This window comes from Streptomyces sp. NPDC059247 (assembly GCF_042754005.1).
GTDB lineage: Bacteria > Actinomycetota > Actinomycetes > Streptomycetales > Streptomycetaceae > Streptomyces.
Genome location: NZ_JBHYZW010000003.1, coordinates 30696 through 44341, shown reverse-complemented (window position 1 = coordinate 44341; position 13646 = coordinate 30696). Strand labels below are relative to the sequence as shown.

Below are 13646 nucleotides of genomic sequence, written 5' to 3'. Positions count from 1 at the left end.
CGTCCGGTGGGGTACGCGGGGGCGGTGGCGGCCGGTCACGATGGGGTGCGCGGGGTGGCGGTGGCCGGTCACGGTGGTGCGCGCGGCGGCGGACGTGGTGGCGCGCGGCGGGCCCGGCCGGTTCCGGCGGGTGGGCGTCGTGCGGGCGGCCGGTTCCGGCGGGGTGCGCGCGGAGTGGCGGTGGCCGCTGCCTGCGGGACGCGCGGCGGCTGTGGTGCGCGCGCGGCGGACGCGGCCGGTCCCTGCGGGGTGCGTGCCGTGCGGTGGCCGGTCCCGGTGCTGGGTGAGGGGATGCCTGGCCCAGGGCCTGAGCGGCCTCGCCCCGGGCCGGAGCGCGCGCCGGGTGCCGGGCCCGTAGCGGCGCGCGCACCCGGGGTCGGCTCGTACCGGCGTGAGCACCGGGGGTCCGGCTCGTACCGGCGCGAGCCGCGAATCGTTTCCTCACACGCGGTCGACGATGCCCACCTTCCCCTCCGCGCGGGCGCAGTGGCCGCCGCAGTACCAGCTGCCGTCCACTTCGACGCCCTGTCCGATGATCTGGACCCGGCAGTGCTCGCAGAGGGGCGCCATGCGGTGGATGGCGCAGGCGAAGCAGTCGAAGACGTGCACCGCGCCCTGCGCGTGCACCTCGAAGGACATGCCGTATTCGTTTCCGCAGACCTCACAACGTGCCATGCGCCACAGGGTGGAGCGCACGGCGGGCGCGCGCGGGGCGCCGCGCCCGCCGTGCCGGGGGCGTCACCCGTCTGCCGGGGCCACGTCCCGCAGGAGCTGTGTGTAGGCGGCCTCGTCCACGATCGGCGTGCCGAAGGACTTGGCCTTGACGGTCTTGGAGGTGGCGGCGTCCGGGTCGTTGGTGACCAGCAGGCTGGTCAGCCGGGAGACGCTGGTCGCCACGTGCAGCCCGGCGTCGACGGTGCGGTCCTCCAGGAGCTCGCGGTCGACGGAGGTGTCACCGGAGAAGGCGACCCTCATGCCCTGCTTGAGCGGCTTGTCCGACCGGTACCGGCCGGGGTTGGGGTGCGGGCACGCCGGACGCTTCCGCGAGGGGCGCCAGCTGCCCGCCCCGTACGAGGAGGAGCCGTACCCGCCCTGACGGCCGATCCGCGGCTCCGCCGGGGACGCCGCCCACTCGGTCAGCGGCCGGCACTCCAGGAGCGGCAGCCGGACCCCCCGCTCCGCCGCCGCGTGCAGGCTCGGCCGGAACGCCTCGGCGAGCACCCGGGCGTCGTCCAGCGCGTGGTGCGCGCGCTGCTGCACCACGCCGAAGTGCGCGGCGAGCGACTCCAGCTTGTGGTTCGGCAGCGGCAGCGCCAGCTCCTTGGCGAGCGCGATCGTGCACAGCCGCTGGCGCACCGGGGCCGCGGACTCGGCCCGCGCGTACTCCCGGGCGATCATCTGCCAGTCGAACATCGCGTTGTGCGCGACCAGGACCCGGCCGTCGAGCCGCGCCGCGAACTCCGCCGCCACCTCGGGGAAGAGCGGCGCGCCCGCCAGGACGTCACTGGTCAGCCCGTGGATCCAGACCGGGCCGGGATCGCGCTCCGGATTGACCAGCGTGTACCAGTGGTCCTCGACGTTCCCCTGGGCGTCGAGCCGGTAGACGGCGGCCGACACTATCCGGTCGTCGCGGGCGAGTCCGGTGGTCTCCACGTCGACCACCGCGTACCCCTCCGGGTAGGCGGCCGGCCACGTCGCTGCAGTCGTACGGTCGTCAAGCACGGTCACTGAGAATACGGCCCGCCACCGACACCCTCGTCCCCGGTGCCCCCGGCGGCCCCCCGGAGCAGCCCGTCGACCAGCGCCCGCACCGCGTCCACGAACAGCCGCTCGGTGTCGACCGGGGCGGCCAGCGCGCGTGCGAGGGGCCCGTCGGGCTCCACCCCTCCGACGTCCCACGGCTCGCCCCCGCCCGGCTCCCCACCAGGCTCTTCGCCCGGCTCCGGGACCGGCGCGCGCTCCCGGGCGCGCTCCACCAGCACGTGTCCGACGACCTGGAACTGCACCGCGCGGACCACCCCCGCCGCCCGCGCCCCGCGCAGCCCCGCCGCGTGGACCTCGTGGACCAGGACCCGCCGGGAGGGCAGGAACATGCGCTCGGTCAGCCCCCGTTCGTGGACCATCGCCACCAGGTGCGGGCGTTCGAGCAGGGCGCGGCGCAGCGCGCGGGCGACCGACACGATCCGCTCGGCCGGAGTCCCGCCGCGCGGCCGGATCGTGCCCAGATCGGCGACCGTACGGGCGACCAGCGCGTCCAGGAGCGACTCGCGGTTGCCGACGTGCCAGTAGATCGACGTGACCGCGGTGGAGAGCGCGGCGGCGAGCCCGCGCATGGTCAGGGCGTCCGGGCCGTGCTCCCGCACCAGGGCGGCGGCGGTGTCCAGGACCTCGTCCCGGGTCAGCGCCGAGCGTGCCATCCGATTCCTCCGACTCCCCCGCGTGCGCGGCTCTTTACCCTTCGCGGCCAGCGGTGTAACTGTGTTACAGGCTGACGGTCCCGAAAGGCGGTACCTCATGGCACGAGTACGGTACGGGGCGCGCTCCGACGCCGAGGCGGCGGCGGCCCGCGAACGGAGCGCGAAGCTCCCCGACATCTGGTCCACCGGAGTGGTCGCCCTCTGGGAGACCGACCCGGACGTCGTCGCGGCGGTCCTGCCGCCCCCGCTGAGACCCACCGGGCGGCCCCTCGTCCGGGCCACGGTCAGCAGGGTCGAACTGTCCGGCTATCCGCTCGGCGCCGGTTCCGTCGCCGTCGCCGCCGCCCACGGCGACCTGCCGGGCTGGTACCCGCTGGTCATGCCGATGACCCACGAACGGGCCCTGACCGGTGGCCGCGAGGTCTTCGGCGAACCCAAGAAGCTGGGCGAGGTCACCGTGGAGCGCGACGGCCCGGTGGTCCGCGCCGCCCTGGCCCGGCACGGCATCGCGTTCCTGGAGGTGCGGGGCGCGGTCTCCGGACCGCTGCCGCTGCCGGACCCCGTGGAGAAGACCGACTTCTACTTCAAGTTCCTGCCCGGTGTGGACGGCACCGGCTTCGACGCCGACCCCGTCCTCGTCCACTGCGTCCGCCGCGAACGGGTGCGGAGGCTGGAGCGGGTCACCGGTGACGTCGTGCTCCGCGAGTCCGGGTACGACCCGGTCGCCGACCTCCCCGTCCGCAGGCTCCTGGAGATCACCCTCGGCGAGAAGACCACCGCCCAGCGGGGCACGGTCGCCGGACGCGTCCGCGCGAGCGCCCTGCTGCCCTACGTCCACCAGCGCTACGACGACCCGCTGCACCTGCTCGACGGACCTCCGGAAGGGAGCGCCTGATGGAACTGCGCGAGGGGCAGGTCGCCGTCGTCACCGGAGCGGCGAGCGGCGTCGGGCTCGCCCTGGCCCGCCGCTTCGCCGCCGAGGGCCTGGCCGTCGTCCTCGGGGACGTGGAGGAGGACGCCCTGGCGGCGGCGGCCGACGAACTGATGGCGTCCGGGGCGCAGGTCCTCGCCCGGACGGTGGACGTCTCCGACCCGGCGGCGGTCGGGGCGTTCGCGGACGCCGCCTACGACACCTTCGGCGCCGTCCACGTCCTCTGCAACAACGCGGGCGTCGGTTCCGGCGCCGAGGGCCGCATGTGGGAGCACGAGCCCAACGACTGGAAATGGGCCTTCTCCGTCAACGTCTGGGGCGTCTTCCACGGCATCCAGGCCTTCGTCCCGCGCATGATCGCGGGCGGCGCACCGGGCCATGTCGTCAACACCTCCTCCGGCGACGGCGGCATCGCCCCGCTGCCCACCGCCTCCGTGTACGCGGTCACCAAGGCGGCCGTCGTCACCATGACCGAGTCGCTCTACGCCCACCTCAGGGCCGAGCACGCGCGCGTGGGCGCCTCCGTGCTCTTCCCCGGGCCCCACATGCTCCGCACCGGTCTGTGGGAGTCGCACCGCAACCGGCCCGAGCGGTACGCCAAACAGCGCCCCCGCCGCACCCCGTACCGCACCCTCGACCAGTGGGAGGCAGCGATGAAGGAGGCCGGTCACGAGGTCGCCTTCACCCCGGTGGAGGAGGTCGCGGAGCACGTCGTGGACGGCATCCGCGCCGACCGCTTCTGGATGCTGCCGGAGAGCGCGCACAGCGACCGGCAGATCCGGGCCCGCGCCCGCTCCATGCTCGACCGCGCCGCCCCCGCGTACCTGGAGAGCTTCATCCTCGACCGCACCGACCGGGACTGACCGGGACCGACCACCTGGACAGTCCGGGGCTGACCGGACCGTGACCGACCGTGACCGACCTGGACCGTCCGGACCTGGACCGTCCGGGACCCGTCCGCACCGACCGAGACCGAGGGCACCCACATGACCGAGGACGCCGACACACCGTACGAGGACCCCTATCTGATCATCTCCTCCGACTGCCACGCCGGGCTGCCCACCGAGGAGTACCGGCCCTACCTCGACCCCCGTTTCCACCGCGCCTTCGACGGCTTCCTCGCCGGACGGGACGCCCGACGGGAGGCCATGACCCGGCTCGGGGTGCGCAACGAGGCCTTCGCCGACCGCTGGTTCCACGACCACGAGGAAGGACTGCGCGGCGGCTGGGACCCCGTACGACGGATCGAGGAACTCGACGGCGACGGGATCGCCGCCGAGGTCGTCTTCCCCGACGCGGACGCCGTCGACAGCGGGACCGCCGCCCCCTTCGGCGTCGGACTCGGCCTCTCCGGCGACCAGGACCCGGAGCTCGGCATGGCGGGCGCGCGGGCGCACAACCGCTGGCTCGCCGAGTTCGTCGGGGAGAACCCCGCACGGCACCGGGGGGTCGCGCTGCTCCCGGTCACCGCCGACCCGGCGGAGGTCGTCGCCGAGATCCACCGCGCCAGGGAGTCCGGGCTCGGCGCCCTGATGATCCCGTCCATGTGGGTCGACAAGGCCCCCTACCACGACCGGCGTTACGACCCCGTCTGGGCCGCCGCCGCCGAGACCGGGATGCCGCTGCTCACCCACTCCGGGGCCGCGCCGCGCGAGGAGTACGGCGACCACCTCGGCATCTACGTCTCCGAGGTCACCTGGTGGCCCGCCCGGCCGCTGTGGTTCCTGCTCTGGTCCGGCGTCTTCGAACGCCACCCCGGACTGCGCTTCGGGATCGCCGAGTCCGGCTGCTGGTGGCTGCCGAACCTGCTGTGGTTCATGGACCGGCTCTACCTCGGCGCGCACGGCGGCAAGAAGCTCTCCCCGTTCGCCGAGCTGAAACGGCCGCCCAGCGAGTACCTGGACCGCCAGGTCTTCGTCTGCGCCACCAACACCAAACGGCGCGAACTCGCCCAGCGGTACGAGATCGGCGTCGACAACATCCTCTGGGGCTCCGACTTCCCGCACCCCGAGGGCACCTGGCCCGACACCCGGGGCTGGCTCCGCCGCACCTTCCACGACATCCCGGTCGCCGAGACCCGCCGGATGCTGGGGCTCGCGGCGGCGGAGGTCTTCGGCTTCGACACCGAGGCGCTAGCCCCGCTCGCCCGCCGCATCGGCCCGACCCCCGCCGACCTCGGCCAGAGCCCCGACCAGGCCGCCGTGGAAGCCTCCTGGGCCCGTTCCAGGGAAGTCGGCCGGCACTGGCTCACCGACCACGACTTCCCGGTCCTGGGGGTGACGCCGTGACCGACCGGTACACGGTGATCTCCGCCGACTGCCACGCGGGCGCCGACCTCCTCGACTACCGCCCCTACCTGGAGAAGAAGCACCACGAGGACTTCGACGCCTGGGCCGCCTCCTACGTCAACCCCTACCAGGACCTGCTCGCCGACACCGCCGACCGCAACTGGAACTCGGCGCGCCGGACGGCCGAACTGGAGGCCGACGGCATCGTCGCCGAGGTCGTCTTCCCCAACACCGTCCCGCCGTTCTTCCCCACGGCCTCGCTGACGGCCCAGCCGCCCACCCGGGCCGAGTTCGAGCACCGCTGGGCCGGGCTCCGCGCCCACAACCGCTGGCTCGCCGACTTCTGCGCCCAGGCACCGGGGCGCCGGGCGGGCGTGGCGCAGATCCTCCTCAACGACGTGGACGAGGCCGTCGCCGAGATCCGCCGCGCCCGCGAGGCCGGGCTCACCGGGGGCGTCCTGCTGCCCGGGGTCCCGCCCGGCTCGTCCGTGCCCGAGCTGTACGCGCGGGCGTACGACCCGATCTGGGCCGTCTGCGCCGAACTGGCCCTGCCCGTCAACCACCACGGCGGTTCGGCGTCCCCGCCGCTCGGCGACGAACCGGCCGCCCGCGCGGTCTTCATGGTGGAGACCACCTGGTTCTCCCACCGGGCCCTGTGGCACCTGCTCTTCGGCGGTGCCTTCCGGCGCCACCCCGGGCTCAGGCTCGTCCTCACCGAACAGGGCTCGGGCTGGATCCCGGGCGTGCTCGCCATGCTGGACTACTACCACGGGCGGCTGGTCGCCGCCTCGGCCGCCGGGGCGGGCACCGCCGAGTCGAAGTTCGGCGCCGGGCTCGCCGCCGGGATGGGGAAGGGCCCCAGCGAGGTCTGGCGCGACCACTGCTTCGTCGGCGCGAGCTTCATGCGCCCCCACGAGGTCCCGATGCGCGACCGGATCGGCCTCGACAAGATCATGTGGGGCAGTGACTACCCGCACGACGAGGGCACCGCCCCGCACTCCCGCGAAGCGCTGCGGATCGCCTACGCGGGTCTGCCGAGGGACGAGGTCGCGGCCATGGTGGGCGGCAACGCGGCCCGCGTCTACGGCTTCGACCTCACTTTCCTCGACGCCCTGGCCGCCGTCCACGGCCCGGCCGTCGAGGAGATCGCCGAACCCCTCACGGAGGTCCCGGCGGGCGCCACCAGCCCGGCCTTCGCCCCGGGCGGGTCGGTCCGCGTCTGGTGAACCACCGGGTGCGACCCTCCTGACGTGACCGATTCGTCCCTTCCCGCCCATGACGAGGCCCACGGCGGCGGCCTCGGCCCCCGTCTCAACTGGCTCCGGGCCGCCGTGCTCGGAGCCAACGACGGCATCGTCTCCACCGCGGGCCTCGTCGTCGGGGTCGCGGGCGCCACCGAGTCCCACGACGCCCTGCTCACCGCGGGACTCGCCGGGCTCGTCGCCGGATCGATGTCGATGGCGGCGGGGGAGTACGTCTCCGTCTCCACCCAGCGCGACTCGGAGGAGGCCGCGCTCGCCCAGGAGAAGCGCGAACTGCGGGAGGAGCCGGAGGCCGAACTCCGCGAGCTGACCGGACTGCTGGCCGGACACGGCCTTTCCGCCGAGGTGGCCCGCGAGGCCGCCGAACAGCTCACCGCCCGCGACGCGCTGCGCGCCCACGCGCGCGTGGAACTGGGCATCGACCCCGACCGGCTCACCGTCCCTTGGCACGCCGCCGCCGCCAGCTTCCTCGCCTTCACCGTCGGCGCCCTGCTCCCGCTCCTGGCGATCGTCCTCCCCCCTGCCTCGGCCCGCCTCTGGGTCACCGTCGCCTGCGTGCTCGTCGCCCTCGTCCTCACCGGCTGGTGGAGCGCCCGCCTCGGCGGGGCCCCCACGAACCCGGCGATCCTCCGCAACGTGGCGGGCGGCGCCCTGGCGATGGCGGTCACCTACGCGACGGGGGCACTGCTGGGAGCCGCGGGCGTCTGAGCCCGGCCCTCCCGATCTGAGCCCGGCCCCTCCGATCTGAGCCCGGCCCCCGGATCTGAGCCCGGCCCCCCGGGACGGGGACCGGTCCCGGCCACCGGGCGGGAGCGCCGCCCGGCCACCGGGCAGGCCCCGCCCCTTGCCGGAGCCCCTTGTCGGAAGGCTCCAAAGCTTGCTGACAAGCCGTCTCGCATACTTGTTGGTAACCACGTCTAGCCGCACCCCCGCCCCCGCCTCTACCGTCGTCGGCATGTCGAACCTGCCCGATGTCGTGCTCTGGTCCATACCGGCGTTCGTCCTGCTCACCGTCGTGGAGATGGTGAGCCACCGGATCCGTCCCGACGAGGACGCCGCCGGGTACGAGGCCAAGGACGCCGCCACCAGCCTCGGCATGGGCCTGGGCAGCCTCTTCTTCGACGCCTTGTGGAAGATCCCCGTCGTCGCGGTCTACACCGCCGTCCACCAGCTGACCCCGCTCCGCGTCCCCGTCCTGTGGTGGACGATCCCGCTCATGCTGCTCGCGCAGGACTTCCTCTACTACTGGCAGCATCGAGGCCACCACGTCGTCCGCGTCCTGTGGGCCTGCCACGTCGTCCACCACAGCAGCCGCATGTTCAACCTCACCACCGCCCTGCGCCAGCCGTGGACCAGCGTCACCGGCTGGCCGTTCTACCTGCCGATGATCGCCCTCGGAGTCCACCCGGCGGCCGTCGCCTTCTGCTACTCGGTCAACCTCGTCTACCAGTTCTGGGTCCACACCGAACGCGTCGGCAGACTGCCCCGCCCCTTCGAGTACGTCCTCAACACCCCCTCCCACCACCGCGTCCACCACGCCTCCCAGGGCGGCTACCTGGACCGGAACTTCGGCGGCATCCTCATCGTCTGGGACCGGATGTTCGGCTCCTGGACGGGCGAGACCGAACGGCCCGTCTACGGACTCACCAAGAACATCGAGACCTACAACCCGCTGCGCGTCGCCACCCACGAGTACGCCGCCATCGCCCGCGACCTGCGCACCGCGCACGGCTGGCGCGAACGCGCCGGACACCTCTTCCGCGGCCCCGGCTGGCGGCCCGCCCCCGCCGCCCGCCCCGACACCCGACCGACCGCCCCCACCGCCCCGGAGGCGACCGCGTGAACACCGCCACCCCCGCCGACACCGCCCGCACCACCCCCCGTACCGTCTCCCGCGTCCTGCTCGCCGCCTTCGTGCTCGCCGCCGCCGTCGACCTGCTCTCCCTGCTCGCCGGAGCGGACCTCGGCCACCGGATCGCCAAGCCCCTCCTGCTGCCGCTGCTCGCCGCGTACGCCGCCACCCGGGGCGCCCCCCGGCTGCTGACCGCCGCCCTCCTCTTCGGCTGGGGCGGCGACGTCTTCCTGCTCCTCGACGCCGACTGGGCCTTCCTCGTCGGCATGGGCTCCTTCGCCGTGGGGCACGTCTGCTACCTGGTCCTCTTCGGCCGCCGCCGGACCTCCCCGGCGCTCGGCGCCCTGTACGCCGTCGCCCTCGTCGGCACCGTCCTCCTCCTCTGGCCCGACCTCCCCGCCGACCTGCGCCTCCCGGTCGCCTGCTACTCCCTGCTGCTCACCGCCATGGCCTACCGGGCCAGCTCCCTCGGGCTCGCGGCGGGCGTCGGCGGCGCCCTCTTCCTGCTCTCGGACACCCTCATCGCCGGCGGCATCGCCGACTGGCCCCAGCTCCCCGCGCCCGACTTCTGGGTCATGCTGACCTACCTCGCCGCCCAGTACCTGCTGACCTCGGGCGCCCTCCGCGCGCTGTACGGTGAAAGTCGTACATAAGCGAAAGTCGTACAACCGTCTGACAGCAAGGACCGTCCGTCATGCGCGCCACCACCATCCACGCCCCGTTCGACCTGCGCGTGGAGGAGGTGCCCGACCCGGTGCTCCAGGACCCCACCGACGTGGTCGTCCGCGTCCTGCGCGCCTGCGTCTGCGGCAGCGACCTGTGGGCCTACCGGGGCGAGTCGGCCCGCCGCCCCGGCCAGCGCATCGGCCACGAGTTCCTCGGCGTCGTGGAGGCGGCCGGTCCCGAGGTCACCGGCTTCACCCCCGGCGACCTCGTCGTCGCCCCCTTCGTCTGGTCCGACGGCACCTGCGACCACTGCGCCGAGGGCCTCCAGACCTCCTGCCCGCGCGGCGGCTTCTGGGGCTCGGTCGGCTCCGACGGCGGCCAGGGCGAGGCAGTCCGGGTGCCCTTCGCCGACGGCACCCTGGTCAAGCTCCCCGCCGACGCCGCCTCCGACGACCGGCTCCTGACCGCCCTGCTCGCCCTCTCCGACGTCCTCGGCACCGGCCACCACGCCGCCCTCGGCGCGGGCGCCCGGCCCGGCGCCACCGTCGCCGTCGTCGGCGACGGAGCCGTCGGCCTCTGCGGCGTCCTCGCCGCCAAGCGCCTCGGCGCCGAACGGATCATCGCCCTCGGCCGCCACACCGCGCGCACCGACATAGCCCGCCTCTTCGGCGCCACCGACGTCGTCGCCGAACGCGGCGAGGCCGCCGAGGCCGCCGTCCGCGAACTCACCGGCGGCCAGGGCGCCCACGGCGTCATCGAGGCCGTCGGCACCGAGCAGTCCATGCGCACCGCCGTCGCCATCGCCCGGGACGGCGGCTCCGTCGGCTACGTCGGCGTCCCGCACGGCAGCGGCACCGGCCTCGACCTCTCCGTCATGTTCGACCGGAACATCGCCCTGCGCGGCGGCGTCGCCCCCGTCCGCGCCTACATCCCCGAGCTGCTCCCGGACGTCCTCGACGGCACGATCGACCCGTCCCCGGTCTTCGACCTGACCGTCGGCCTCGACGGCGTCCCCGGCGGCTACCGGGCCATGGACGAGCGGACCGCGCTCAAGGTCCTCGTCAAGCCGTGAGCCAGCGGGGGGCGTCGGCCCCCGCGACCCCCGGCGGACGCGACCAGTCCGCCGGTCCGCCCTCGTACGCCACCGGCGACCGCGCGTACCGCAGCCTGCCGAGCGGCCCGTCCGACTCCGCGAGGTACCGCTCGGGCGGGACGGGGGCACCGCCCGTGTCCCCGGGACCGTGGGGGAGGGGCAGCGCGTGCGTCAGCCAGTGGCCGGTCCGCGCCAGACCCAGCCGGACCAGCCTGCTCCCGCCGTCCCGATCCTGCTCGGTGAGCGACCGCAGCACCGCCGCCGCGAGCAGGTAGCCGGTGCCGTGGTCCAGGGCCTGCGCGGGCAGCGCCCCCGGCGCGTCCGCCGACCCCTCCGTGACCGCGATCCCGGTCGCCGCCTGCACCAGGCTGTCGAAACCCCGCCGCCCGCCCCAGGGCCCGAAGTCGCCCCAGGCGGAGAGCCGCGCGGTGACCAGGCCCGGCCGGTCGGCGCCGGTGAGGAAACGGTCGAGGGCACCCGGCCGGTAGCCGGTGACGAGCACGTCGGCGGCGGCGAGGAGCTCCCCGAAGGTACGCAGGTCGGACCGGCGGGTCAGGTCGAGCGCCGAGGTCCGCTTCCCGACGTCGGTGTCCGCGTGCTGGTCGGGCAGTTCCGGACTGCCCGGCGGGTCGATCCTCAGCACGTCCGCGCCGAGCAGCGCGAGCGTCCTGGTCGCCACCGGTCCGGCGATCACCCGGGTCAGGTCGAGCACCCGCAGGGGTCCCCGGCGCCGCCGGGGCGGGGCCTCGTCGAGCCGCTCCCGGGTCAGCACCGGGCGCGCCGCCACCTCCCGGCCCTGCGCGTGCGCCGCCCACTCCCCGGGGGTGCGCAGGGCCACGGCCAGGCCCCCGGCCGCGTACACCGCCGTCTCGGTCTCGACTGCCGTGCGCTCGCCGAGCGCCGCCGCCACGGCCGCCACGGTCCCCGCGGCCCCGTCCCGCACACCGAGCGCGGACAGCAGTGCCGCCCGGTGGCGCGGGTAGTTGGCATGGGTGCGGACCCAGCCGTCGCGGGTCCGCCAGAACCGGGACAGCGGGGCGAAGTTCACCGGAGCCCGTCCGTCGATCCGCAGATGGCGCTCGCTGACGAAGGCGGTGGCGACGGCCCCCTCGTCCACCCGCACCGGGCCCGGCAGCCCGGCCCGTTCGACGGCGGCGAGCCCGGCGACCGCGACCGTGGCGAGGGCCAGCTCCCGCACCGGCAGCCGCGCGGGCAGCACCCCGGCGGGCCCGCCGTACTCGACCCGGTCGAGCAGGGCGGGATCGCCGCCCAGGGCCGACCACAGCGCCTCCGTACCCCCGCGCACGGTGTTGTCGATGTTCTCCATGGCACCCAGTGTGGCACTGGGTGCCATGCGAAGGGCCCTGGTGCGAAACTGCCGCACCAGGGCCCTCGTTCACGCTCCCGCCGTGGCCGACGGGTTCCCGCTCACACGCCCGCCGTCACCGGCGCGCGGTGACCGTGGGGCTGCCGCCGTCAGGGGCGGACGGCGTCCAGCGCGTCGATCAGACCGACTCCGTAGAAGCCGTTCTTGTTCTTGCCGCCCTCGCAGACGGCGTCGATCTTGCCGTCACCGTTGATGTCGTACGGGTTGGTGCACGCGCGCTTGTCGGCCTGCGCGTACAGCAGCGCCTTCAGGGTCGCCGGGCCCGCCTTCGGGAACGTCGACTTCAGGAGCGCGAGGACGCCCGCCGCGTGCGGCGAGGCCATCGACGTACCGGCCTTGTAGTTGTAGCCGCCGTTGACCGTGGTCGACAGGATCAGGCCGTTGGTCGCCGGGGCGTCCGGGGTCTGGTACGCGGTGCGGTCACCACCGGGGGCGGCGATGTCGATGACGCCCCGGCCGTAGTTGGAGTACGAGGCCTTCAGGCCCTTCGCTCCGGTCGCGGAGACCGTGACGACGCCCGGGAGCATCGCCGGGTAGTCCAGGCACTCCTTCGGGTTGATGACGCGGTCGCCCGGGGTGCTGTCGTTCGGGCTGCTGTTGTCGACGATCGAGTCGGCGGCCAGGTCGAAGTTCGAGTTGCCGGCCGCGGCGACGTTGACCGTGCCCTTGCGCTCCGCGTAGCGGGTGGCGCGGGTGACGGCCTCGATGAGGGCGCCCTGGTCCGCGTCGTTCTTGCACGCGAACATCCACGGGTCGGTGTAGTAGCTGTTGTTCGTGATGGCGATGCCGTTCTCGGCCGCCCAGACGAAACCGCAGACCACTGCCTCGGTGTAGAAGAAGCCGTCCGGGGTGGACACCTTGATGCCCGCGAGCTTCACACCGGGGGCGACACCGGTGATGCCGATGCCGTTCTTCGCGGCGGCGATCGTACCGGCGACGTGGGTGCCGTGGTCGCTCTCGCCCGCCTTCGGGCGCCAGGAGCCGGCCGTGGTGTCGGGCTTGCCGGACACGCAGTTGGCCGAGGCCTTGGCGTTGAAGTTCGGGGCCAGGTCCGGGTGGGTGTCGTCGACACCGGTGTCGATGACACCGACGGTGACGCGCTTGCTGCCCAGGGTCTTCTTGTGGGCCTTGTCGGCCTTGATCGCGGGGAGGTCCCACTGCAGGGGCTCGAGGGCGTCCTGCTCGTCCGTGGCGCGGGCCGCGGCGGCCTTGGCCTCGGCCTCGGTCAGGACCTGCGTGCCGCCGCCGATCGCGTTGTCGCTCTGCACGGAGAGCGGGGCGGTACGGGTCGAACCGGCCGACACCACACCACGGGCCTTGCGGATCGTCTTCGCGAACTCGGGGTTCTGCGAGTGGACGACTATGACGCCTATCTGGTCGTACGCGATGACCACTTCGCCACCCGCGGCGGCTATGGCCTTCTTCACGGAGGCGGCGGTCTTGCGGCCGTCCCCGACGTTCACGACGTACGACAGCTTCGGGCCGTTCGTCGCCGCGACCGCGGCCGCCGGAGCGTCACTCAGTTCCGCGGCGGAGGCGGCGCCGGAGGGAAGGAAGCCGAGCGAGGCCGTGAGCGCGAGACCAACCGGCAGAGCGAGAGCTCGGCCGCGCCTCGATCCCAGATGAGCCATGGGTTCTCCACATCATCCGTACGTGTCCGTCCGCGCGCGGGTTTACGCACGAACAGGTGTATGACGAGTGAAGCTATCGCTGATCTTCCTCGGCCTTCAATGAGTTGAGAAGACTTCAT

At 74.0% G+C, this 13646-nt stretch carries 13 protein-coding genes; 8 read left to right on the top strand and 5 right to left on the bottom strand.

All coding sequences use genetic code 11. The features are described from left to right. Window positions 1-441: 441 nt before the first annotated feature. From ACFXGN_RS07290 to ACFXGN_RS07280, 3 genes are all read right to left on the bottom strand, one after another. The gene (locus tag ACFXGN_RS07290; protein ID WP_351795012.1) at window positions 442-675 is read right to left on the bottom strand and encodes a hypothetical protein; all 234 of its coding nucleotides are present in this window, start codon (window positions 673-675) and stop codon (window positions 442-444) included. Between the two features lie 63 nt (window positions 676-738). After that, entirely contained in the window at window positions 739-1728 is a 990-nt protein-coding gene (locus ACFXGN_RS07285) for a DEDDh family exonuclease (protein WP_384854671.1), read from the bottom strand. Then, window positions 1725-2417, bottom strand: coding sequence for a TetR/AcrR family transcriptional regulator (locus tag ACFXGN_RS07280; protein WP_384854668.1), 693 nt, complete (start codon window positions 2415-2417; stop codon window positions 1725-1727). The genes ACFXGN_RS07285 and ACFXGN_RS07280 overlap by 4 nt, the downstream gene beginning before the upstream one ends. 97 nt (window positions 2418-2514) lie before the next feature. On the opposite strand from ACFXGN_RS07280, the gene ACFXGN_RS07275 reads away from it, so the two are divergent. The 8 genes from ACFXGN_RS07275 to ACFXGN_RS07240 all read left to right on the top strand — a co-directional run bounded on the left by ACFXGN_RS07275 (window position 2515) and on the right by ACFXGN_RS07240 (window position 10488). Next, window positions 2515-3312 (top strand): acetoacetate decarboxylase family protein, encoded by a 798-nt coding sequence (locus tag ACFXGN_RS07275; protein ID WP_384854665.1) that lies wholly within the window; start codon window positions 2515-2517, stop codon window positions 3310-3312. Then, window positions 3312-4211 (top strand): SDR family NAD(P)-dependent oxidoreductase, encoded by a 900-nt coding sequence (locus ACFXGN_RS07270; RefSeq protein WP_384854663.1) that lies wholly within the window; start codon window positions 3312-3314, stop codon window positions 4209-4211. Before ACFXGN_RS07275 ends, ACFXGN_RS07270 begins: the two co-directional genes overlap by 1 nt. Before the next feature lie 123 nt (window positions 4212-4334). After that, window positions 4335-5636 (top strand): amidohydrolase family protein, encoded by a 1302-nt coding sequence (locus tag ACFXGN_RS07265; protein WP_384854660.1) that lies wholly within the window; start codon window positions 4335-4337, stop codon window positions 5634-5636. Further along, a complete protein-coding gene (locus ACFXGN_RS07260; protein WP_384854657.1) occupies window positions 5633-6862 on the top strand; it encodes an amidohydrolase family protein in 1230 nt (409 codons plus the stop codon). Before ACFXGN_RS07265 ends, ACFXGN_RS07260 begins: the two co-directional genes overlap by 4 nt. Window positions 6863-6886: 24 nt before the next feature. Continuing rightward, a complete protein-coding gene (locus tag ACFXGN_RS07255; protein WP_384854654.1) occupies window positions 6887-7606 on the top strand; it encodes a VIT family protein in 720 nt (239 codons plus the stop codon). Window positions 7607-7853: 247 nt separating this feature from the next. After that, on the top strand, window positions 7854-8741 hold the full coding sequence (locus ACFXGN_RS07250; protein WP_384854651.1) for a sterol desaturase family protein: 888 nt from the start codon (window positions 7854-7856) through the stop codon (window positions 8739-8741). Then, complete coding sequence (locus tag ACFXGN_RS07245) at window positions 8738-9403, top strand: lysoplasmalogenase (protein ID WP_384854648.1); 666 nt, start codon at window positions 8738-8740, stop codon at window positions 9401-9403. Before ACFXGN_RS07250 ends, ACFXGN_RS07245 begins: the two co-directional genes overlap by 4 nt. 41 nt (window positions 9404-9444) lie before the next feature. Further along, window positions 9445-10488: a zinc-dependent alcohol dehydrogenase family protein gene (locus tag ACFXGN_RS07240; protein ID WP_384854645.1), complete on the top strand. Its 1044-nt coding sequence runs from the start codon at window positions 9445-9447 to the stop codon at window positions 10486-10488. Here ACFXGN_RS07240 and ACFXGN_RS07235 read toward each other — a convergent pair. Further along, a complete protein-coding gene (locus ACFXGN_RS07235) occupies window positions 10478-11836 on the bottom strand; it encodes a CoA transferase (RefSeq protein WP_384854642.1) in 1359 nt (452 codons plus the stop codon). The genes ACFXGN_RS07240 and ACFXGN_RS07235 overlap by 11 nt on opposite strands. 149 nt (window positions 11837-11985) lie before the next feature. Then, a complete protein-coding gene (locus ACFXGN_RS07230; protein ID WP_384854639.1) occupies window positions 11986-13527 on the bottom strand; it encodes a S8 family serine peptidase in 1542 nt (513 codons plus the stop codon). Between the last annotated feature and the right edge of the window lie 119 nt (window positions 13528-13646).